Raw genomic sequence first — 17,624 nt, 5'->3', positions numbered from 1 at the left:
GCGTTGGTTGCCGGTATCCTTTCTGGGGACGAACCACCAGCAGAACGGACCACCTTGGTACAGATCGAACAGCTTGCCGCCCGAACTCCGTCAGTATCGGTGGATGAGCTCCTGAAGGGTTTCTTTCCCTCGCCGCGTTTCGGCCAGGTCTCCTTTGCGAGTTACCGCCCGGATCCCAAGCAGCCCAGCCAGTCCCATGCAGTCCGGGCCCTTGAAGGATTTGCCGGCGGCGTCGGGGCAAATGACGGAGGGGGACTGTTCAAGAAACTGTTCGGCAAGAAGGACACGTCCCGCGCAGGGATCTACCTGGACGGCGGGTTCGGCGTAGGAAAGACGCACCTGTTGGCCTCCCTATGGCACGCATCTCCGGGGCCCAAGGCTTTCGGCACATTTGTGGAGTACACCAACCTGGTAGGCGCCCTGTCCTTCCGCAAGACCGTGGATGCGCTGAGCGGTTACAAGCTCGTTTGCATTGACGAATTTGAGCTCGATGATCCGGGCGACACCGTGCTGATGTCGCGGCTGATGCGCGAACTTGCCGACGCCGGCGTCAAGCTTGCTGCCACCTCCAACACCCTGCCTGGCTCGCTGGGTGACGGCAGGTTCGCCGCGGTGGATTTCCAGCGCGAAATCCAGGTCCTGGCAGACCAGTTCGACGTTATCCGTATCGATGGGGAGGACTTCCGCCACCGCGGACTGCCGGCAGCCCCGGCGCCCCTTAAGAACAGTGAGCTGTCCGCGCACATGAAAGCGGAGTTCGACGGCAAGACGGTGGCGCAGGACGAGTTCAGCACCCTCATCGCCCATCTGGCCGGCGTGCACCCCAGCCGCTACCGCCAGCTGATCGACGGCATCGACGGCGTGGTCTGGCGCAACGTGGCAACCATCACCGAGCAGGCCGTGGCACTTCGGTTCGTGGTGCTGGCTGACCGGCTCTATGACAAAGACGTGCCCATCCTGGCCAGCGGTGTTCCGTTCGATCAGCTGTTCACCGAGGAAATGATGACCGGCGGCTACATGAAAAAGTACTTCCGCGCTGTCTCCCGCCTCAACGCCCTGGCCCGGGAGGGGCAAAACCACGAACCGTCCTAGGGTTGCCGGCGCCAGCCACCGGCCGCCGTCGTCCGTTCCGTAGACGGAAGCCGCTGCTCCATAGGTGGAAAAGGTGCCGGACGGCGGGGCCTTAAACGCCAAAGGTGCGGGTGCCGCCTCCCGGCGGGACCCGCACCCCCTTGACGTACTAGGGCAAAGCCCTGGCCAAATCCTTTTTACGGAGCCTTGTCAACCGGCGGAACCGGGTTGACCGGCGGAACCGGCCCGGGGGCAGGTGCCTGGCCCGGAGTTCCGTTCTGGTCAACGAGCTTGGAAGCGCCATGCTGGATCTTGTTGACGTGACCTGAGTACTTGCCTCCGGTCTTGGTGTCGACGAAATCGCCGGCCTTGGTGATGCCGTTCTTGATGGCCTGCTCGTTACCGCGGATAAGACCCTGAGCCTTGCCCTTTATGTCGCCAATCAGTCCCACGAGCACCTCCCTTCAATCGCGGAGCCAGGTCGCTCCTCCGCATCCGATCCTAGCCCTGCAGGCGGAGCCGTGCCAAGGAAATCAGGGGCTTTGGGCGTTCGCCCGCAGCGGATTGAGTTGCTGCCTCCTGTGCGGGGCAATGGCCGCAGGGCAAGAAAAAAGCAGCTCCGGGGAGCTGCTGAATGTGGGCGATACTGGGATCGAACCAGTGACCTCTTCCGTGTCAGGGAAGCGCGCTACCGCTGCGCCAATCGCCCGGAACCGGAAGCCCGGCTTATGGGATTGTAAGGAGTAAGAGAGCGGACGACGAGATTCGAACTCGCGACATCCACCTTGGCAAGGTGGTGCTCTACCAGCTGAGCTACGTCCGCATATGAAGTACGTTCCGGCCGCGGCCGGTCGAACTGCATGAAGCAAGTTTCCTTGCTTGGTGGGCGATACTGGGATCGAACCAGTGACCTCTTCCGTGTCAGGGAAGCGCGCTACCGCTGCGCCAATCGCCCATGTTTATCCGGAACACACCGGAAACCATGGTTTTCACCGAGGTGGGTACGGGATTCGAACCCGTGTATACGGCTTTGCAGGCCGCTGCCTCGCCTCTCGGCCAACCCACCGTGTAAGCGCCGATTCAAAAGAACCTTTGCCGTGACAGTGTCCTGCGAGCGGACGACGAGATTCGAACTCGCGACATCCACCTTGGCAAGGTGGTGCTCTACCAGCTGAGCTACGTCCGCATTTTGGAGGGCCGATTCGCTGCCGTTCCCGGCATTTCCTCGCTTTCCAACGAGTAAAAACAATATAGGAGGTTCCGGGATTCTCCAAATCGCGCCAGCTTCATGAATGGCCAATGGCGCTGCTTCCCTGCAATGGCGCGGAATTCGCTGAGTTACAGACGTGTAATTCGCGACGGCGACTGGTGGCGCTGGGCGCGATGGCTGAGTTTGGACAGGGCTGGCATGCGAATCACTCTGCGCAGGCCTGCCCCCTTTTGTCCTGTCCGTTCACGGCTTGGGTTGCCTGGCGAGGTGCCCCTTTTGCTGCCGGTTTGCGGTCGGTTGGTGCCGATTTCCGAAATGGCTGCAGGGTCGGCTAACATTCAAATGCATCAGGGCGATTGGCGCAGTGGTAGCGCGCTTCGTTCACACCGAAGAGGTCACTGGTTCGAACCCAGTATCGCCCACCGCATATTGGTCCGTTTCCGCTCATCTGCAGCGGAAACGGACCTTTTTTGTGCGCCCGGACACGATGTCAGCCCCCTGTGAAAGAGTCTTTCCTATGACTGCTCCACTTCTTGCCCACGCCACGGAATACGGGCGGATGTACGCCCGGTCCACCTCCGAGCATTTCTCCGTGCCGTCCATCACCACAGTGATCGGCCAGCAACCGCACGGGCTCGACGGCTGGTTTGGATACATGGGGGCCAGCAGCCTGGCGAAGGATCCGCTGCTCGCCGACTGCCTCGGCAGCCCTGCCAAAATCAAGCAGGCCGTCAACCGCGCGGCCAAGGCAGCGGAAACGTACCGGGACGAGGCCGCCAGGCGCGGGGACCGCGTGCACTACTACTGTGAGCAGGTGGCCCTGCGGGCGCTGGGCCGGCCGCATGCCATGAAGGAAGCCCGGGAGGCACTGGCTGCCAACGGCGAAGAAGCCTTCGCCGTCCGCTTCGATGAATGGTGGGAGCTTTACCGGGTGGAACCCATCGCCCCGGAGATCACCGTCTGGAACAACGCCGTAGGCTACGCAGGCACCCTCGACCTCGTTGCCCGGATCAACGGCAGGGTCTGCCTCATCGACTACAAGACCAAGGGCACCACCCGGGACGGGCTGGTCAAGCCGTTGGACGACAAAGTGGTGATGCAGCTGGTGGCCGGCATGAAGGCGGAAGAGAGCCTGGTAGATCCGGAGGCCGGGACCTGGGAGCCCTGGAAGTACGGCGACAACCCCGTCCTGCTGGCCGTGGCCATTGGCGAGACCGAGGTCCGTCCGGTCCGTGCCAACCCTGAGGTCCTTAAGCACCACTGGTGGAAGTTCTGCGCCCTCCGGCGTGTCTGGGAATTGTCGGCGGACACGATTTCCGCTGGCGCCGCGCTGCTGCCCATTGCCCCGCCGCCGCTCGCACAGGTACAGACCGTCTAGGCGTTGCCTGCATCCAAGGTGTCTGCGCCTAAACTGGATAGGTTCCCGTTACCGCCAACTGTAAGGAAAAACAGCGCATGGCTATTCTGAATATCCGCATCATCGGCGATCCTGTGCTCCGCACAGTTGCCGATCCTGTGACGGAATTCGGGCCTGAGCTGGCCAAGCTGGTGGCGGATATGACGGAAACCATGGAAGACGTTGACGGTGCCGGCCTGGCCGCGCCCCAGGTGGGGGTGAGCCAGCGCGTCTTTACCTACCGCATTGACGGCGTGGAAGGGCACATCATCAACCCTGTGCTGGAAAACAGCGAGGATTTCCAGCCCGACCAGGTGGAAGGCTGCCTGTCCATCCCCGGTCTTGGCTTCCCCGTGCGCCGTTTCCGCTCCACCCGTGTCACCGGCGTGGACATGCACGGAAACCCCGTCACGGTCGAGGGCGAGGGCATGCTGGCGCGCTGCTTCCAGCATGAGAACGACCACCTGGACGGAATCCTTTACACGGACCGCTTAGAGGGCGAGGACCGGAAAGCTGCCCTGCGCTCCATCCGCAACGCCAACTACGACTCCGTCACCGAACGGACGACGGCGAAGCGCGCCAAATCGGTCGGCTCAAGTTTCGGCGGCGCTGCCTCCGGGTCCAGCTTCGGTGCCGGCGCGGCTGGTGCCAACGGGTGAGGGTCCTTTTCGCGGGGACTCCCGCCGTCGCTGTTCCGTCCCTAAATGCGCTCGTCGAAGCAGGTTTCGATGTTGCTGCAGTCCTGACAAGGCCGGACGCGCCAATAGGGCGCAAACGCGTGCTGACGCCCTCGCCGGTAGCCGCCCGTGCCGCGGAGCTCGGCATTGAGGTCATTCACGCGGCACGGATTGACGCGGAAACCACCGCCAGGATTGCTGCCGTTAGCCCCGATGTGGCTGCGATCGTCGCTTACGGGGGGTTGGTTCCCGCCGCCGCGCTCGATATCCCGCCGCACGGCTGGATCAACCTGCACTTCTCGCTCCTTCCCGCCTGGCGTGGCGCCGCTCCGGTGCAGCGTGCCGTGATGGCCGGTGACGACGTCACCGGGGCGGTGACGTTCCAATTGGAGGAGGGCCTGGATACCGGGCCAGTTTTTGGCACCCTCACGGAAACGGTGGGGCCGGAAGATACCGCGGGGGAGTTGCTGGAGCGGCTGTCCCACAGCGGGGCAGTGCTCCTGGCCCAAACCCTCTCTGCCATTGACGCCGGCAAGGCAGCAGCCGTTCCGCAATCCGGCGAGGTTTCCCTTGCCCCCAAGCTGACCCTCGATGACGGCCGCCTCGACTGGAAACACCCTGCCCTGGCAATCGGGCGGCAGGCGCGGGGTGTCACTCCCGAGCCCGGAGCCTGGACCGTGATGGACGGCCAGCGCATCAAGCTGGCTCCCGTACGGCTCCGGCCGGACGTTTCCGGCCTCGCGCCCGGATACGTCTCGCTGCAGGGCAAAAGCGTGCTGGTAGGAACCGGCTCCCATGCTGTCGAGCTGACCCGGATCCAGCCGGCCGGCAAAAAGATGATGGCCGCTGCCGACTGGGCACGCGGTATGGCTTCCCTTGAAAGCGTGGTGTTCGAATGAGCGGGTCCGGCGGCAATCAAGGCGGTCGCGGCAAAGCCGGCGGCGGAAAGGGAGGCGGCGCCGGAAGCGGCACCGGAGCCGGAAGCGCCGCGGGCGGCGGGAGCGGCGGCCAGCGCGGTGGCCGCGGCCAAGGAGGGCCCCGTGATTCGAGCAACCGAAACGCCAAGGGGCGGGAACGGAACCGCAGCGCCCAGCGCAGTTTCACCGATAACGCCCCTTCCCAACGGACCCGCAGGGCGGATCCCGCCCGACTGGTGGCCTTCGAAGTCCTGCGCGCGGTAGCCGCCGAGGACGCGTATGCCAACCTTGTGCTGCCCGCACGGATTCGGCACCACGGGCTGGACAAACGGGACGCGGGTTTTGCCACTGAACTCAGCTACGGGGCGCTCCGCGGCCAGGGAACCTATGACGCCATCCTTGCCCGGTGCGTGGACCGGCCGCTGGAACAACTGGACCCGGCCATCCTCGACGCCCTTCGGATCGGAGCGCACCAACTGCTGGCCATGCGCGTCCCGGCGCACGCCGCGCTGGACCAAACCGTCGGCCTGGCCCGTGCAGTCATCGGCGCTGGACCATCAGCCCTCATCAATGCCGTCCTCCGGAAGGTCACTGCGCACACACTCGAGGAATGGCTTGAGCAGTTGGTCGCCGGAGAAACTGACCAGACCAAGGTGGCCTCCCTCCGTTACGCCCATCCGGAGTGGATCGTCCGCGCCATGCGCCAGTCACTCGTGGCGCACGGGCGCTCTGCCTCAGAAATCAACGACCTGTTGGAAGCGGACAACGCGGCGCCGGTGGTCAATCTGGTGGCCCTGCCCGGCATCGGCAGCCTCGACGAGGCCCTGGAAAACGGAGCCACGCCCGGCGAACTGGTGGAAGGCTCGGCATTGTCCAGCGGCGGAGACCTCGGGCGGCTTGCCTCCGTCCGGGAGGGCAGCACCAGGGTGCAGGATGTCGGCTCGCAGCTGGTGGCGCGCGCCATGGCAGCCGTGGACCTGGGCCGGAACAGTGGCTCCGATGGCGAAAGCCCTGGTGAGGCGTGGCTGGACCTGTGCGCCGGGCCGGGTGGCAAGGCAGCACTGCTCGGTGCGCTGGCCAGCCAGAGGGGCGCAACCCTGCTGGCGAATGAACCTGCACCGCACCGCGCCAAGCTCGTGACGCAGGCGCTTTCGGCCGTACCGCGGGAAACGTGGCAGGTCCGTACGGGTGATGGCCGCGAGGTGGGCACGGAGAAGCCTGAGTTCTTTGACCGGGTACTCGTAGACGTCCCCTGCAGCGGGCTGGGCGCGCTCCGGCGGCGGCCGGAGTCCCGCTGGCGCCGCACGCCCAAGGACCTGGCAGACCTCGGCCAGCTCCAGCGCGATCTCCTCAAATCTGCCTTGGCCGCCGTCCGCCCGGGTGGAGTGGTTGCCTACGTGACCTGCTCGCCCCACCCCGCCGAGACCACGGCCGTGGTCACGGATGTGCTCCGCAAACGCGATGACCTTGAACTGCTGGAGGCCGGCCAGGCTTTGGACAGCGTCAGCCTGCCGGGCAACCTCGGCGCCGGGCATGATTCGACCGCGCAGCTGTGGCCGCACGTCCACGGCACCGATGCCATGTTCCTGGCCCTGATCCACAAGAAGCCCTGAGTCCCGAAACCCTAAGCCGCGAAAAGCCCTGATCCGCAAAAAAGTCTTGGTTTCTTGGAGGCCCTGTTCGCCAGGGCTTGACCGGCAAAGAGACCTGATCCGTGAAAGGTTCCCACTGTGACGCAATGCTGCATCAACCCGAGCATCCTGTCCGCCGATTTCGTCAATCTTGAGGCTGAGCTGCAGCGGATCAGCAACGCGGACGCGGTGCACGTGGATGTGATGGACAACCACTTTGTGCCCAACCTCACCATGGGCCTGCCGGTGGTGCAGCGGATCCAGGCCGTAAGCCCGGTGCCCCTCGACGCGCATCTGATGATTGCCGATGCCGATCGTTGGGCACCCGGTTTTGCAGATGCCGGCCTGGCATCAGTCACCTTCCACGCAGAGGCCGCCATTGCGCCCATTAAACTCGCCCGCGAACTGCGGGCCAGGGGCGCCAAAGCAGGAATGGCGCTTCGGCCCGGTACGCCCGTTGAGCCGTACCTGGACATGCTCCCCGAGCTGGACATGCTGCTCATCATGACGGTGGAGCCGGGATTCGGCGGGCAGGCGTTCCTGGATGTGACCCTGCCGAAAATCCGGCGTGCCAGGCGGGCCATCGACGGTTCGGGGATCGCCGTGGCCATCCAGGTTGACGGCGGCATCACCGAAGACACCATTACCCGTGCAGCCGAGGCCGGCGCCAACGTCTTCGTTGCAGGTTCGGCTGTGTACGGTGCCGAGGATCCGGCCGCGGCAATCAACCGTCTGCGGGAGGCAGGAAGCCAAACGTTACGCGCGGCGGCGGAATAGCAGGGAGCCGTACGCCGTTATGGCACAATAGCAACACACATACGTGCTCCGGGGTCGGTGTAAGTCCGAACCGGCGGTGACAGTCCGCGACCCGCGAGCCGGTGGTTTTCCTTCGGGAGAATCCCGGCGGACGGTTGAACCGGTGAAATTCCGGTACCGACAGTTAAAGTCTGGATGAGAGAAGCACGTACAGCTGTTTCTGCGGCGTCATGAGACGCCGCGGCCTTCTGCTGTCGTATACCCCCGGAGCCATCGCGGTTCTAGAGGGAAGGAACGACACAAGCACTATGAACCTGCTGCGATGGCTCTTAAACGCCACAAATCCCGCTGCCGCCATACCCGGCAGCACCACCATCGAGGCTCCCGCATGACGGCCGGAGTTGTTACTGCCTTTACTGCCGCCGAGACCGCTGCGATGGACACTGCCTTGAACGCAGCCCTGCAGGGGCCCCGCGGCGCGAACCCCCTGGTGGGGGCCGTCGTCGTCGATTCAGAGGGCCGCGAACTCGTCACGGGTTACCACCGCGGGGCAGGTACCGCCCACGCCGAAGCAGATGCGATAGCCCAGGCGGCTGCCGCAGGGCTTGATCTGTCCGGCTGCACCATGGTGGTGACCCTGGAGCCCTGCAACCACGTCGGCCGTACCGGCCCTTGCTCCCAGGCGATCATCGCCGCCGGAATCACCGACGTCGTCTATGCCGTGGACGATCCCCACGACCCGGCCGCGGGCGGGGCCGCCACCCTGAGGGAGGCGGGGGTGCGCGTGCGCAGCGGACTGGCTGCCGGCGAAGCACTGGACCTTAACCGCCGGTGGTTTGAGGCGGTGGCGGCAAAACGCCCGTTCGTCACGCTGCATATCGCGCAGACGCTGGACAGCCGGATCGCAGCAGAGGACGGCACCAGCCAGTGGATTTCCAGTCCCGAATCCCTGGCGGACAACCATGCAATCCGCGGCCGCATCGATGCAATCCTCGTGGGAACCCAGACCGTGTTGGTGGACAACCCCCGCCTTACTGCCCGCAACGTCGCAGGAACCCTTGCCCGGAAACAACCGCTGCGGGTCGTGATGGGACTGCGTGACATCCCGGCGGACGCCGCCATCCGTGGAAGCGACGGCCTGGTAACGCACCTTCCGACCCGCGACCCCCGGGAGGCGCTCTCCTCCCTTTACGGGTCCGGCATCCGCCACCTTATGGTCGAGGGAGGATCGCGCATCCTTAGCGCATTCCTCGCGGCCGGGCTCGTTGACGAACTCATTGTCTACCTGGCCCCCACGCTGCTTGGATCCGGAACCCCGGCCCTCACCGGCCTGGGAATCACCACCCTCGCCGACGCGCAGCAGTGGGAATGGGACCCGTCCGACGGCGGCGCTGTCCGGACGCTGGGCCGGGACCTTCGACTCCACCTTCGACCGCAACGCGCCGTTGCCCTGGAACCACAAACCACACTTCACCCACAACCGTCCCGCGCCACCGCGGAGCAAGCCCAGGGAGGCTACTGATGTTTACCGGAATTATTGCCGAGCAAGGGCACGTTTTGTCCGTCGAGCGGGACGGAGATGCCAGCGCCACCGTCCGGCTGTACGCGCCGGGCTCCACCGAAGGGCTCGCCCTGGGCGGGTCCGTCGCCGTCAACGGCGTTTGCCTCACCGCCACCGAGATAGACGGCAAGGAATTCAGCGTGGACGTTATGGGGGAGACCCTGGTCCGCAGCACCATCGGCGAGTTGGCTCCCGGTGACGCCGTCAACCTTGAGCGCTGTGTCCCGGCCGGCGGCAGGATGGACGGGCACGTAGTCCAGGGCCACGTGGACGGCGTCGGCGTGCTGCTGGAACGCGAGCCGCTTGGCAACTGGGAAAGGCTTCGTTTCGGGGTGCCCGGGAACCTGGCCCGCTATATCGCGGAAAAGGGATCCATTGCCATCGACGGCGTCTCACTCACCGTCACCGCCGTCAGCCCCGCAGCTGAGCAGAGCCCCTGGTTCGAGGTGGGGCTCATTCCCACCACTCTTGCCGAAACCGGGCTCGGCGCCAAGAGCACCGGCAGCCGGGTGAACCTGGAAGTGGACGTCCTGGCCAAGTACACCGAACGCCTCCTTGCGTTCAGCACCCCAGCGCCCGCCGCTGTTGAAGGAGGAGCACGATGAACGCCGCAGTCCGGTTCGAACCCGCAGTTGCCCCCGCCGCCGCCAGCACCCGGACGGACAAAGCCCCAGGGTTGAACACCATAGAGGAAGCCGTCCGGGCCATCGCCGCCGGCCGGCCCGTGCTGGCCGTGGACAACGAGGACCGGGAGAACGAGGGCGACATCATCTTCGCCGCCCAGCACGCCACTCCGGCATTAATGGGATGGACCATCCGGTACAGCTCCGGCGTCATCTGCGTACCGCTGTCAGGCGACCGCGCGGACGCCTTGGCGCTGCCTCCCATGGTGGCGGTCAATGAGGACGCCAAGGGCACTGCCTACACCGTTTCCTGCGACGCCGCCATCGGCGTCAGCACAGGAATCTCCGCGACGGACCGGGCCCTCACAGCCAGGGTCCTCGCGGATCCGCAGTCCGAACCGTCGTCCGTGACCCGCCCCGGGCATATTTTTCCGCTGCGTGCGGTTGACGGTGGTGTGCGGGAACGTCCTGGCCACACTGAGGCCGCCGTGGACCTGTGCCGCCTGGCCGGCCTGGAAGCTGCGGCTGTCATCGCCGAAGTTGTTTACGACGATGGCGAGATGATGCGGCTGGATGGGCTCCGTGCCTTCGCCGCGGAACACGGATGCCCCCTGATCTCAATCCAGGACCTGGTGGCGTACCTTGAGGCAGCGGGCACGTCGGCTGACAGCAACGCCCGGGCAGGACGCCAGGGCGGAGAAGAGGAGATACGATGACGGCTTCCGGAGCTTCGGGAAACGGCCACCACCTGCGCGATTCGGGCAACGGCCACCCCAGGACCACGCCTGCCAACGGCCATCACCAGGCAGAGTCCGGCAACGGCCCGGTACCCCATCCCGTCAGCGGCGGACCTATCGTCCAGCTGCCCACGGCTTTCGGCGACTTTATCGCCCAGGCATGGATAGACCTGGAGACCGGTGCCGAACACCTTGCCGTCAGTTCCCCCAATCCGCCCAAAGACGGCCAGGCCCCGCTGGTCCGGCTGCACTCCGAGTGCCTTACCGGCGATGTCTTCGGTTCCTACCGCTGCGACTGCGGCGAGCAGTTGGCCTACGCGCTGGAAATGATCCGTGAACATGGCGGAACCCTGCTGTACCTGCGCGGACAGGAAGGCAGGGGCATCGGCCTCGCCAACAAGATTAAGGCTTACGCGCTGCAGGAGGCCGGGTTCGACACCGTGGAGGCCAACGAACAGCTGGGCCTGCCCGTGGACGCCCGGTGCTACAAAGCAGCCGCCCAGGTGCTGGCCGAGATGGGGCTGCACGAAGTCCGGCTCCTGAGCAACAACCCGGACAAGCAGAACAGGCTGGCGAAGGCCGGCGTCAAGGTTGTTGAAATGGTCCCCACCGAGGTTCCGTCCCGCGACCAGAACATCCGGTACCTGCAGACCAAGAAGGACCGCATGGAGCACCGCCTGGTTCTGGGTACCCACGTAGGCCTCGCAGTGCCCGTCACAACCCCTGATACTTCCTTTGCCCACGAGCAAGACTGACCCACCAACAAGACTGAACGGAACAGCACTTACCTATGAGCGGACACGGCGCCCCCGATATCGACCTCACCACCCTCAACCTGGCCGAAACGTCACAGCTCCGGCTGGCCATCGTTGCCGCCAGCTGGCACACCCAGATCATGGACGGGCTGCTGGACGGAGCCCTGCGCGCAGCGAAGGACGCCGGCATCGCCGAGCCCACGGTCCTACGCGTCCCGGGCAGCTTTGAGCTGCCTGTAGCTGCCGCGCGGCTGGCACCGCACTTCGACGCCGTCGTAGCCCTCGGCGTCGTCATCCGCGGCGGTACGCCGCACTTCGAGTACGTCTGCCAGGCGGCGACGTCGGGCCTCACCGATGTGAGCGTGCGCACCGGAGTTCCGGTGGGCTTCGGCGTCCTGACCTGCGACACCGAACAGCAGGGCCTGGACCGTGCCGGCCTCCCCGGCTCAAAGGAAGACAAAGGCCACGAAGCCGTTACCGCGGCACTTGCCACCGCCGTCGTCCTCAAGCAGTACGGCAACTAGCACGCCGGCGCAGGCGGGCGCGTGTGTGTTCACTCACATCGCGCCCGTCATGCAACGGCCCGACAGGCGCCCTTCGTGCCGCAGCAAGTAGGCTGGAGGGCGTGAAGAATTTCGAGACGCTGTTCGCTGAACTCAGCGAGAAGGCAGCCACCCGCCCGGAAGGCTCCCGCACCGTCGCTGAATTGGACTCCGGTGTCCACGGCATCGGCAAGAAAGTTGTTGAGGAAGCAGCCGAAGTATGGATGGCTGCCGAATATGAATCCGATGAAGCCGCGGCCGAGGAAATCTCCCAGCTGCTGTACCACCTGCAGGTTTTGATGCTCGCCAAAGGCCTGACCCTGGAAGACGTCTACAAGCATCTGTAGCCACCGGTCCGGCGCGCCTTTGCCGCCGGTGCCCGCCGTGGCCCGCATTGCCTGAATACCTAGACCTCCTGAATCCAGAAAGATTTCCCATGCTGCGAGTAGCCGTCCCCAACAAGGGTTCCCTGTCCGAAGCCGCCTCTGCCATGCTGTCCGAAGCCGGCTACCGCCAGCGCCGCGATACGCGCGAACTGGTCATGGTGGACCCGGACAACGACATCGAATTCTTCTTCCTCCGTCCGCGCGACATCGCCGTTTACGTCGGGCAGGGAACGCTCGACGTCGGCATCACCGGCCGTGACCTGCTGCTGGACGCCGAGGTGGAAGCCGAAGAGCTGCTGCCGCTGGGCTTCGCTGCCTCGACCTTCCGCTTCGCCGGGCCGGTAGGGGATTTCGCCAAAGTTGAGGAGCTGGAGGGCAAGCGGCTGGCCACAAGCTATGACGGCCTGCTCCGCGGCTACCTCGCCGAACGCGGCGTCAACGCCAAAGTGGTCCGCCTGGACGGTGCCGTCGAATCCTCCGTGCGGCTTGGGGTTGCGGACGCCATCGCGGACGTCGTCGAAACCGGCAACACCCTCAAAGCGGCCGGGATGGAGATTTTCGGCGAGCCGATCCTCAAGTCCGAAGCCGTCCTGATCCGGCGGACCGAAGAAGGCGGTGCCGCAAACGGCACAGCCAAGGAAATCGAGGTCCTGATCCGCCGCCTGCAGGGTGTCCTGGTGGCCCGCCAGTACGTTCTGATGGACTATGACATCCGCAAGGAACTTGTTGAACAGGCCGCTGCCCTGACGCCCGGCCTGGAATCACCTACGGTCTCTCCGCTGCGCGACTCGGACTGGGTTGCCGTGCGGTCCATGGTGCCCAAGAGGGAAACCAACCGAATCATGGACGAGCTGTACGATCTTGGCGCCCGCGCCATCCTGGTCAGCAGCATCCACGCCTGCCGCATCTGATTCCGCACGCACCGCTGCACCAACGCACCCCAGAATTCCAGGAGTTCCCATGGCAGTAGCCGTACGCGTCATTCCGTGCCTCGACGTGGACGCCGGGCGCGTCGTTAAGGGCGTCAACTTCGAGGGCCTCCGCGACGCCGGCGACCCGGTGGAGCTGGCCCACCGGTACGACAACGCCGGCGCCGACGAGCTGACCTTTTTGGACGTCACCGCATCCTCGGGCAACCGCGAAACCACCTTTGACGTGGTCCGCCGGACCGCCGAGGAAGTATTCATTCCGCTGTGCGTGGGCGGCGGGGTCCGCGGCGTGGCAGAAGTGGACAAGCTTCTCCGCTTCGGCGCGGACAAGGCATCCATCAACACGGCAGCCGTGGCGCGGCCCGACGTCATCGACGAGATCACCCGGCACTTCGGTTCCCAGGTCCTGGTCCTGTCGGTAGATGCCCGCCGCACCCGCCCCGGGTCCCAGCCCACGCCGTCGGGATTCGAAGTAACCACCCACGGCGGCCGCACCGGCACGGGGATTGACGCCATCGCGTGGGCAAAGGAAGCGGCGGACCGCGGCGTGGGGGAGATCCTGCTGAACTCCATTGACGCCGACGGCACCAAGGACGGCTTCGACCTGGAACTCATCCGCCTGGTCCGGGCTGCCGTCAAGGTGCCCATCATCGCTTCCGGCGGCGCGGGGGAGCCGGCGCACTTTCCGCCCGCCGTCGCGGCCGGCGCGGATGCAGTGCTGGCCGCATCCATCTTCCACTGGGGACCGGATGACATGATGTCGCAGGTCAAAACGGCCATCAGGGAAGCCGGCTTCGAAGTCAGGTAACAGTTCCGGATAAAAGCAACGTGAGGTCATTTCCTGCCCAAAAACCTCGGATTATTGGGCCGTAAGTGACCTCGCGTTGGGCTTTAAAGCCCTACTTCAAAGGACTGCAGGAGGGCGACGGCGTCCGGCTGGCCTTCGAAGGTGACCAGGGCATGGCGGGTGCGGCCGTGGGCGTGCATCAGCAGTTCGCCCGGCTCGCCAACGATGGCCACCGAAACCGGTGCGCGCTTGGCAACGTGCCGCGGTCCCGAGGGCCGGACCAGGACGATGCCAAGATCGACTCCCCGGTAGAGGATGGCGGCGCGCTTGACGAGCTCATCCCACAGGGCGTCCGAATAGGCTTCGTCCAACGCCCGCGGTGCCCACCGGTCCACGGCGCGGCGCACGTCTTCCGTATGCACAAAGTACTCAATCAGGTTGGCGCTCTCATCCAGTCCCTTGATGTTCATGGGCGAGAGGGCCGGCGGCCCGGCACGGAAAGTGTTCACCAGCCGGGCGTAGGCATCCGCGGTGGTGACCTTCGCGGCCAGCTTGGCCGTGGCCTGGTCTGATGCCTTCGCCAGGCGCTTGATGATCAGCCCCAGCCCCACGGCGGCTTTGCGTTCGCGCAGGTAAAGGTGCGCAGCAAGGTCCCGGGTGCGCCAGCCTTTGCAGAGCGTGGGCGCGTCGGGACCCGCCGCAAGGAGGGTTTCGGCCAGGACTTCTCGGGACGGGTCGACGAAATGCATCACTTGTGAAACTAGCACGAGAGCCGCGCAGTTGGGCAGCGTGGCCGGCGGGGCACGCGTGCCGTTGTTCACACAGGAATTGGGGCATGGCCAAGGCACTAGACTTGACCTGATGTCTGAGCAGCCCGCCCCCGCCCCAACCACTGATTCCGTCGTGCCCGCGGCGCCGCCGGAAGCACCGGACGGAACGTCGTCCACGCCGGCAAGTCCGCTCCCAGCCGAGCTGGCCGCGGCCCTCAAGCGCGACAGCGCAGGCCTGGTGGCCGCCATCGTGCAGCAATTCGACACCAACGAGGTGCTGATGCTGGGCTGGATGGATGACGAGGCGCTGCACCGGACCATGACCAGCGGACGGGTCACCTTCTTCTCCCGCTCCCGCCAGGAGTACTGGCGCAAGGGAGACACCTCAGGGCATGTCCAGTGGGTAAAATCCGTGGCCATGGACTGCGACGGCGATGCGTTGCTGGTGCGCGTGGACCAGGTGGGCGCCGCATGCCACACAGGCACCCGAACCTGCTTCGACGGCAGGGACCTGGCCGTCAGCACAGGCCACGCAAGCTGACACTCTTCACCGCAGGTTGCTGCGGAACGCGGGGGAGGGCTGGCCACCCCTGCAAGCACACCACCAGGCGCCGCGCAGCCGGCCCTATGAGAACAGGCGGAACAACATAGCCATGCAGGACCTTGGAATCATCAGCCCGGGCCTTGAGGAGTTCCGGGAACTGGCTGGCCACAGCCGCGTCATCCCTGTACGGCTCAAGGTACTTGCCGACGCCGAGACGCCTATTGGTTTGTACCGGAAGCTTGCGCAGGGCCAGCCCGGAACGTTCCTGATGGAGTCCGCTGCAGTGGGCGGGGCATGGTCCCGCTACTCGTTCATCGGCGCCAGGTCACGGGCAACACTGACCACCAAGGACGGGAACGCGCACTGGCTGGGCGAGCCGCCAGCGGGCGTCCCGGTGGACGGCAGCCCGGTGGATGCCGTCCGCGACACCATCGAAGCCCTCCGCACGGACAGGTTCGATGGCTTGCCGCCCTTTACCTCCGGCTTGGTGGGTTTCCTGGGCTGGGAAACCGTGCGGCACTGGGAGCGCCTGGTGAGCCCGCCCGAGGATGACCTGCAGCTGCCGGAGATGGCGCTGAACCTCGTCACCGACATGGCTGTGCACGACAATGTCGACGGCACGGTGCTGCTGATCGCCAACGCCATCAACTTCGATGACAGCTCCGAACGCGTGGACGAGGCCTGGCATGACGCCGTGGCGCGGGTCAAGGCGCTCCTGGCCAAGGTCAGCACCCCGGTGGCGCAGCCCGTCTCGGTTGTGGCGCCGGCGGCGCTGGACTTTGCCTCCAGCGTCCAGGAGCGCTGGGATGAAGCCGAGTACCTGGCTGCGCTGGACCGCGGCAAGGAAGCCATCGTGGACGGCGAGGTGTTCCAGGTGGTGATTTCGCGCCGCTTCGAGATGGAGTGCAAGGCCTCCGCCCTGGATGTGTACCGGGTGCTGCGCAACACCAACCCCAGCCCCTATATGTACATCTTCAGCCTCGAGGACGCCGAGGGCCGGGAGTACTCGATCGTCGGGTCTTCGCCCGAGGCCCTCGTGACCGTCACCGGTGAAGAGGTCATCACGCACCCCATCGCCGGATCCCGCCCGCGCGGCAAAACCGTCGAGGCGGACAAGGCACTCGCCGAGGAGCTCCTGGCGGACCAAAAGGAACGGGCAGAACACCTGATGCTCGTGGATCTCTCCCGCAACGACCTTTCCAAGGTGTGCGTGGCCGGAACCGTGGATGTCACCCAGTTCATGGAGGTGGAACGCTTCAGCCACATCATGCACCTCGTCTCCACCGTGGTGGGCCAGCTCTCGCCGAAGGCGAAGGCCTACGACGTCCTGAAGGCCACGTTCCCGGCCGGAACCCTGTCCGGAGCCCCGAAGCCCCGCGCCCTGCGGCTCCTCGACGAGCTTGAACCGCACCGCCGCGGCATCTACGGCGGAGTGGTGGGCTACCTGGATTTCGCTGGCGACATGGACATGGCCATCGCCATCCGCTCCGCACTGCTCCGTGAGGGCCGGGCGTACGTCCAGGCCGGCGGAGGCATCGTGGCTGACTCGGTGAACCCCACCGAAGCCCTTGAGACTGTCAACAAGGCTGCGGCTCCGCTCCGCGCGGTGCACACGGCCGGCTCGCTGCAGAACATCTCGGCGGACACCTTGCCGGGCGGGACCGGTTCCTGATGTCCGGCCTGGATCCGGCAGCAGGCCGGGCGGCCACCGCCAAAAAGAACTCCCCCACCCCTGCCTGGGCACGAAAGTCGACGCTGGTCCTGCTCGTCGCCGTTCTGGCGTTGGCAGTATTCGGCACCACCACCCAAACATGGATGACGGTCACGCTTGACCCCAATCAGGTGGGCCAGGCCGGTGCCGTGCAAACGGCGCTGGAGGTCCAGGGCAGCAAGGCCGCCACTGCCGTCACAGCGCTGGCCCTGGTGGCTCTCGCGGGCGGGCTCGCCGCCGCGATCGCCGGCAGGATCGCACGTTGGATCATCACGGCCATCATCGTCCTGGCGGCGGCCGGGATCGTTGCCGCCGCGGCCACGGTCCTGGCCAATCCGCTGGCCGCATCGCAGGGGGCCATCGCAGCCGCAACCGGGATCACCGGCAGCCAGGCGCACGTGGCCGTGACGGCTTTCCCGGTGCTCGCCGTCGTCGCCGGTTGTTTGCTGGCCCTGGCAGCCCTGCTCATCATCCCTGCCGGGCGGTACTGGAAGACCCGGACAAAATATGACGCGCCCGCGGCCGGCAGTGCGGCCCCGCCGGCAGGTCCGGTGGACGAGATCGACAGCTGGGACCGGCTCTCCCGCGGCGACGACCCCACCTGAGGCGTCCCGGCCCTGG

At 65.7% G+C, this 17,624-nt stretch carries 19 protein-coding genes, 6 tRNA genes and 1 riboswitch; of the genes, 18 read left to right on the top strand and 7 right to left on the bottom strand.

From position 1 onward, the window contains the following. Positions 1–54 precede the first annotated feature (54 nt). Positions 55–1,092: a cell division protein ZapE gene (zapE, locus tag AC5RUQ_RS18115; protein ID WP_493948708.1), complete on the top strand. Its 1,038-nt coding sequence runs from the start codon at positions 55–57 to the stop codon at positions 1,090–1,092. 176 nt (positions 1,093–1,268) lie between these two features. Here the strand turns inward: zapE and AC5RUQ_RS18110 are convergent, their stop codons facing one another. From AC5RUQ_RS18110 to AC5RUQ_RS18085, 6 genes are all read right to left on the bottom strand, one after another. Next, positions 1,269–1,523 (bottom strand): antitoxin, encoded by a 255-nt coding sequence (locus AC5RUQ_RS18110; RefSeq protein ID WP_493948707.1) that lies wholly within the window; start codon positions 1,521–1,523, stop codon positions 1,269–1,271. Between the two features lie 185 nt (positions 1,524–1,708). Further along, positions 1,709–1,780: transfer RNA gene (locus AC5RUQ_RS18105), tRNA-Val, on the bottom strand. Between the two features lie 41 nt (positions 1,781–1,821). Then, positions 1,822–1,894: transfer RNA gene (locus tag AC5RUQ_RS18100), tRNA-Gly, on the bottom strand. A 57-nt stretch (positions 1,895–1,951) separates the two neighbouring features. Beyond that, positions 1,952–2,026: transfer RNA gene (locus AC5RUQ_RS18095), tRNA-Val, on the bottom strand. Between the two features lie 40 nt (positions 2,027–2,066). Beyond that, a tRNA-Cys gene (locus tag AC5RUQ_RS18090) sits at positions 2,067–2,137 on the bottom strand. A 47-nt stretch (positions 2,138–2,184) separates the two neighbouring features. Next, positions 2,185–2,257, bottom strand: a tRNA-Gly gene (locus tag AC5RUQ_RS18085). A gap of 374 nt (positions 2,258–2,631) precedes the next feature. Here AC5RUQ_RS18085 and AC5RUQ_RS18080 point away from each other — a divergent pair. The 14 genes from AC5RUQ_RS18080 (at position 2,632) to hisF (ending at position 13,999) form a co-directional block, all read left to right on the top strand. Continuing rightward, positions 2,632–2,703, top strand: a tRNA-Val gene (locus tag AC5RUQ_RS18080). Between the two features lie 95 nt (positions 2,704–2,798). Further along, positions 2,799–3,659 (top strand): cytochrome, encoded by an 861-nt coding sequence (locus AC5RUQ_RS18075; RefSeq protein ID WP_163163190.1) that lies wholly within the window; start codon positions 2,799–2,801, stop codon positions 3,657–3,659. Positions 3,660–3,736: 77 nt separating this feature from the next. After that, entirely contained in the window at positions 3,737–4,336 is a 600-nt protein-coding gene (gene def / locus AC5RUQ_RS18070; protein ID WP_493948706.1) for a peptide deformylase, read from the top strand. Continuing rightward, positions 4,333–5,253 (top strand): methionyl-tRNA formyltransferase, encoded by a 921-nt coding sequence (gene fmt / locus AC5RUQ_RS18065; protein WP_493948705.1) that lies wholly within the window; start codon positions 4,333–4,335, stop codon positions 5,251–5,253. Before def ends, fmt begins: the two co-directional genes overlap by 4 nt. Then, entirely contained in the window at positions 5,250–6,884 is a 1,635-nt protein-coding gene (locus tag AC5RUQ_RS18060; protein WP_493948704.1) for an RsmB/NOP family class I SAM-dependent RNA methyltransferase, read from the top strand. The genes fmt and AC5RUQ_RS18060 overlap by 4 nt, the downstream gene beginning before the upstream one ends. 117 nt (positions 6,885–7,001) lie before the next feature. Next, on the top strand, positions 7,002–7,679 hold the full coding sequence (gene rpe, locus AC5RUQ_RS18055) for a ribulose-phosphate 3-epimerase (protein WP_493948703.1): 678 nt from the start codon (positions 7,002–7,004) through the stop codon (positions 7,677–7,679). Between the two features lie 39 nt (positions 7,680–7,718). Then, positions 7,719–7,870: riboswitch (FMN riboswitch) on the top strand. Between the two features lie 176 nt (positions 7,871–8,046). Continuing rightward, entirely contained in the window at positions 8,047–9,180 is a 1,134-nt protein-coding gene (gene ribD, locus AC5RUQ_RS18050; protein ID WP_493948702.1) for a bifunctional diaminohydroxyphosphoribosylaminopyrimidine deaminase/5-amino-6-(5-phosphoribosylamino)uracil reductase RibD, read from the top strand. After that, on the top strand, positions 9,180–9,824 hold the full coding sequence (locus AC5RUQ_RS18045) for a riboflavin synthase (RefSeq protein WP_493948701.1): 645 nt from the start codon (positions 9,180–9,182) through the stop codon (positions 9,822–9,824). The genes ribD and AC5RUQ_RS18045 overlap by 1 nt, the downstream gene beginning before the upstream one ends. Further along, positions 9,821–10,558, top strand: coding sequence for a 3,4-dihydroxy-2-butanone-4-phosphate synthase (gene ribB / locus AC5RUQ_RS18040; protein WP_493948700.1), 738 nt, complete (start codon positions 9,821–9,823; stop codon positions 10,556–10,558). Before AC5RUQ_RS18045 ends, ribB begins: the two co-directional genes overlap by 4 nt. After that, on the top strand, positions 10,555–11,334 hold the full coding sequence (gene ribA / locus AC5RUQ_RS18035; RefSeq protein WP_493948699.1) for a GTP cyclohydrolase II: 780 nt from the start codon (positions 10,555–10,557) through the stop codon (positions 11,332–11,334). The genes ribB and ribA overlap by 4 nt, the downstream gene beginning before the upstream one ends. 35 nt (positions 11,335–11,369) lie before the next feature. Next, positions 11,370–11,858, top strand: a complete 489-nt coding sequence (ribH, locus tag AC5RUQ_RS18030; RefSeq protein WP_493948698.1) for a 6,7-dimethyl-8-ribityllumazine synthase — start codon at positions 11,370–11,372, stop codon at positions 11,856–11,858. Positions 11,859–11,959: 101 nt separating this feature from the next. Continuing rightward, positions 11,960–12,223: a phosphoribosyl-ATP diphosphatase gene (locus AC5RUQ_RS18025; protein WP_015936881.1), complete on the top strand. Its 264-nt coding sequence runs from the start codon at positions 11,960–11,962 to the stop codon at positions 12,221–12,223. 89 nt (positions 12,224–12,312) lie between these two features. Beyond that, positions 12,313–13,173: an ATP phosphoribosyltransferase gene (gene hisG / locus AC5RUQ_RS18020; protein ID WP_163163209.1), complete on the top strand. Its 861-nt coding sequence runs from the start codon at positions 12,313–12,315 to the stop codon at positions 13,171–13,173. Positions 13,174–13,222: 49 nt separating this feature from the next. Beyond that, positions 13,223–13,999: an imidazole glycerol phosphate synthase subunit HisF gene (hisF, locus tag AC5RUQ_RS18015; RefSeq protein ID WP_163163211.1), complete on the top strand. Its 777-nt coding sequence runs from the start codon at positions 13,223–13,225 to the stop codon at positions 13,997–13,999. 83 nt (positions 14,000–14,082) lie between these two features. Here the strand turns inward: hisF and AC5RUQ_RS18010 are convergent, their stop codons facing one another. Further along, complete coding sequence (locus AC5RUQ_RS18010; protein ID WP_493948697.1) at positions 14,083–14,727, bottom strand: TIGR03085 family metal-binding protein; 645 nt, start codon at positions 14,725–14,727, stop codon at positions 14,083–14,085. A 112-nt stretch (positions 14,728–14,839) separates the two neighbouring features. Between AC5RUQ_RS18010 and hisI the strand changes: the two genes are divergently transcribed. The 3 genes from hisI to AC5RUQ_RS17995 all read left to right on the top strand — a co-directional run bounded on the left by hisI (position 14,840) and on the right by AC5RUQ_RS17995 (position 17,608). Further along, positions 14,840–15,289 (top strand): phosphoribosyl-AMP cyclohydrolase, encoded by a 450-nt coding sequence (hisI, locus tag AC5RUQ_RS18005; RefSeq protein ID WP_493948696.1) that lies wholly within the window; start codon positions 14,840–14,842, stop codon positions 15,287–15,289. Positions 15,290–15,401: 112 nt separating this feature from the next. Then, positions 15,402–16,964 (top strand): anthranilate synthase component I, encoded by a 1,563-nt coding sequence (locus AC5RUQ_RS18000; protein ID WP_493948695.1) that lies wholly within the window; start codon positions 15,402–15,404, stop codon positions 16,962–16,964. Continuing rightward, complete coding sequence (locus AC5RUQ_RS17995; RefSeq protein WP_493948694.1) at positions 16,964–17,608, top strand: Trp biosynthesis-associated membrane protein; 645 nt, start codon at positions 16,964–16,966, stop codon at positions 17,606–17,608. Before AC5RUQ_RS18000 ends, AC5RUQ_RS17995 begins: the two co-directional genes overlap by 1 nt. Positions 17,609–17,624 lie beyond the last annotated feature (16 nt).

The sequence above is a fragment of the Arthrobacter sp. MDT2-3 genome, from assembly GCF_059090465.1.
The sequence above is the reverse complement of the archived record's forward strand: the minus strand, read 5'-3'. Positions and strand labels throughout refer to the sequence as shown.

What these genes read in the sequence shown, in the direction of transcription:
- def (WP_493948706.1), top strand. Translation starts at nt 3,737, where the DNA reads ATGGCTATTCTGAATATCCGCATCATCGGCGATCCTGTGCTCCGCACA.
- ribA (WP_493948699.1), top strand. Translation starts at nt 10,555, where the DNA reads ATGACGGCTTCCGGAGCTTCGGGAAACGGCCACCACCTGCGCGATTCG.
- ribB (WP_493948700.1), top strand. Translation starts at nt 9,821, where the DNA reads ATGAACGCCGCAGTCCGGTTCGAACCCGCAGTTGCCCCCGCCGCCGCC.
- hisG (WP_163163209.1), top strand. Translation starts at nt 12,313, where the DNA reads ATGCTGCGAGTAGCCGTCCCCAACAAGGGTTCCCTGTCCGAAGCCGCC.
- AC5RUQ_RS18060 (WP_493948704.1), top strand. Translation starts at nt 5,250, where the DNA reads ATGAGCGGGTCCGGCGGCAATCAAGGCGGTCGCGGCAAAGCCGGCGGC.
- ribD (WP_493948702.1), top strand. Translation starts at nt 8,047, where the DNA reads ATGACGGCCGGAGTTGTTACTGCCTTTACTGCCGCCGAGACCGCTGCG.
- hisI (WP_493948696.1), top strand. Translation starts at nt 14,840, where the DNA reads ATGTCTGAGCAGCCCGCCCCCGCCCCAACCACTGATTCCGTCGTGCCC.
- hisF (WP_163163211.1), top strand. Translation starts at nt 13,223, where the DNA reads ATGGCAGTAGCCGTACGCGTCATTCCGTGCCTCGACGTGGACGCCGGG.
- AC5RUQ_RS17995 (WP_493948694.1), top strand. Translation starts at nt 16,964, where the DNA reads ATGTCCGGCCTGGATCCGGCAGCAGGCCGGGCGGCCACCGCCAAAAAG.
- AC5RUQ_RS18000 (WP_493948695.1), top strand. Translation starts at nt 15,402, where the DNA reads ATGCAGGACCTTGGAATCATCAGCCCGGGCCTTGAGGAGTTCCGGGAA.
- AC5RUQ_RS18045 (WP_493948701.1), top strand. Translation starts at nt 9,180, where the DNA reads ATGTTTACCGGAATTATTGCCGAGCAAGGGCACGTTTTGTCCGTCGAG.
- AC5RUQ_RS18075 (WP_163163190.1), top strand. Translation starts at nt 2,799, where the DNA reads ATGACTGCTCCACTTCTTGCCCACGCCACGGAATACGGGCGGATGTAC.
- AC5RUQ_RS18010 (WP_493948697.1), bottom strand. Translation starts at nt 14,727, where the DNA reads ATGCATTTCGTCGACCCGTCCCGAGAAGTCCTGGCCGAAACCCTCCTT.
- ribH (WP_493948698.1), top strand. Translation starts at nt 11,370, where the DNA reads ATGAGCGGACACGGCGCCCCCGATATCGACCTCACCACCCTCAACCTG.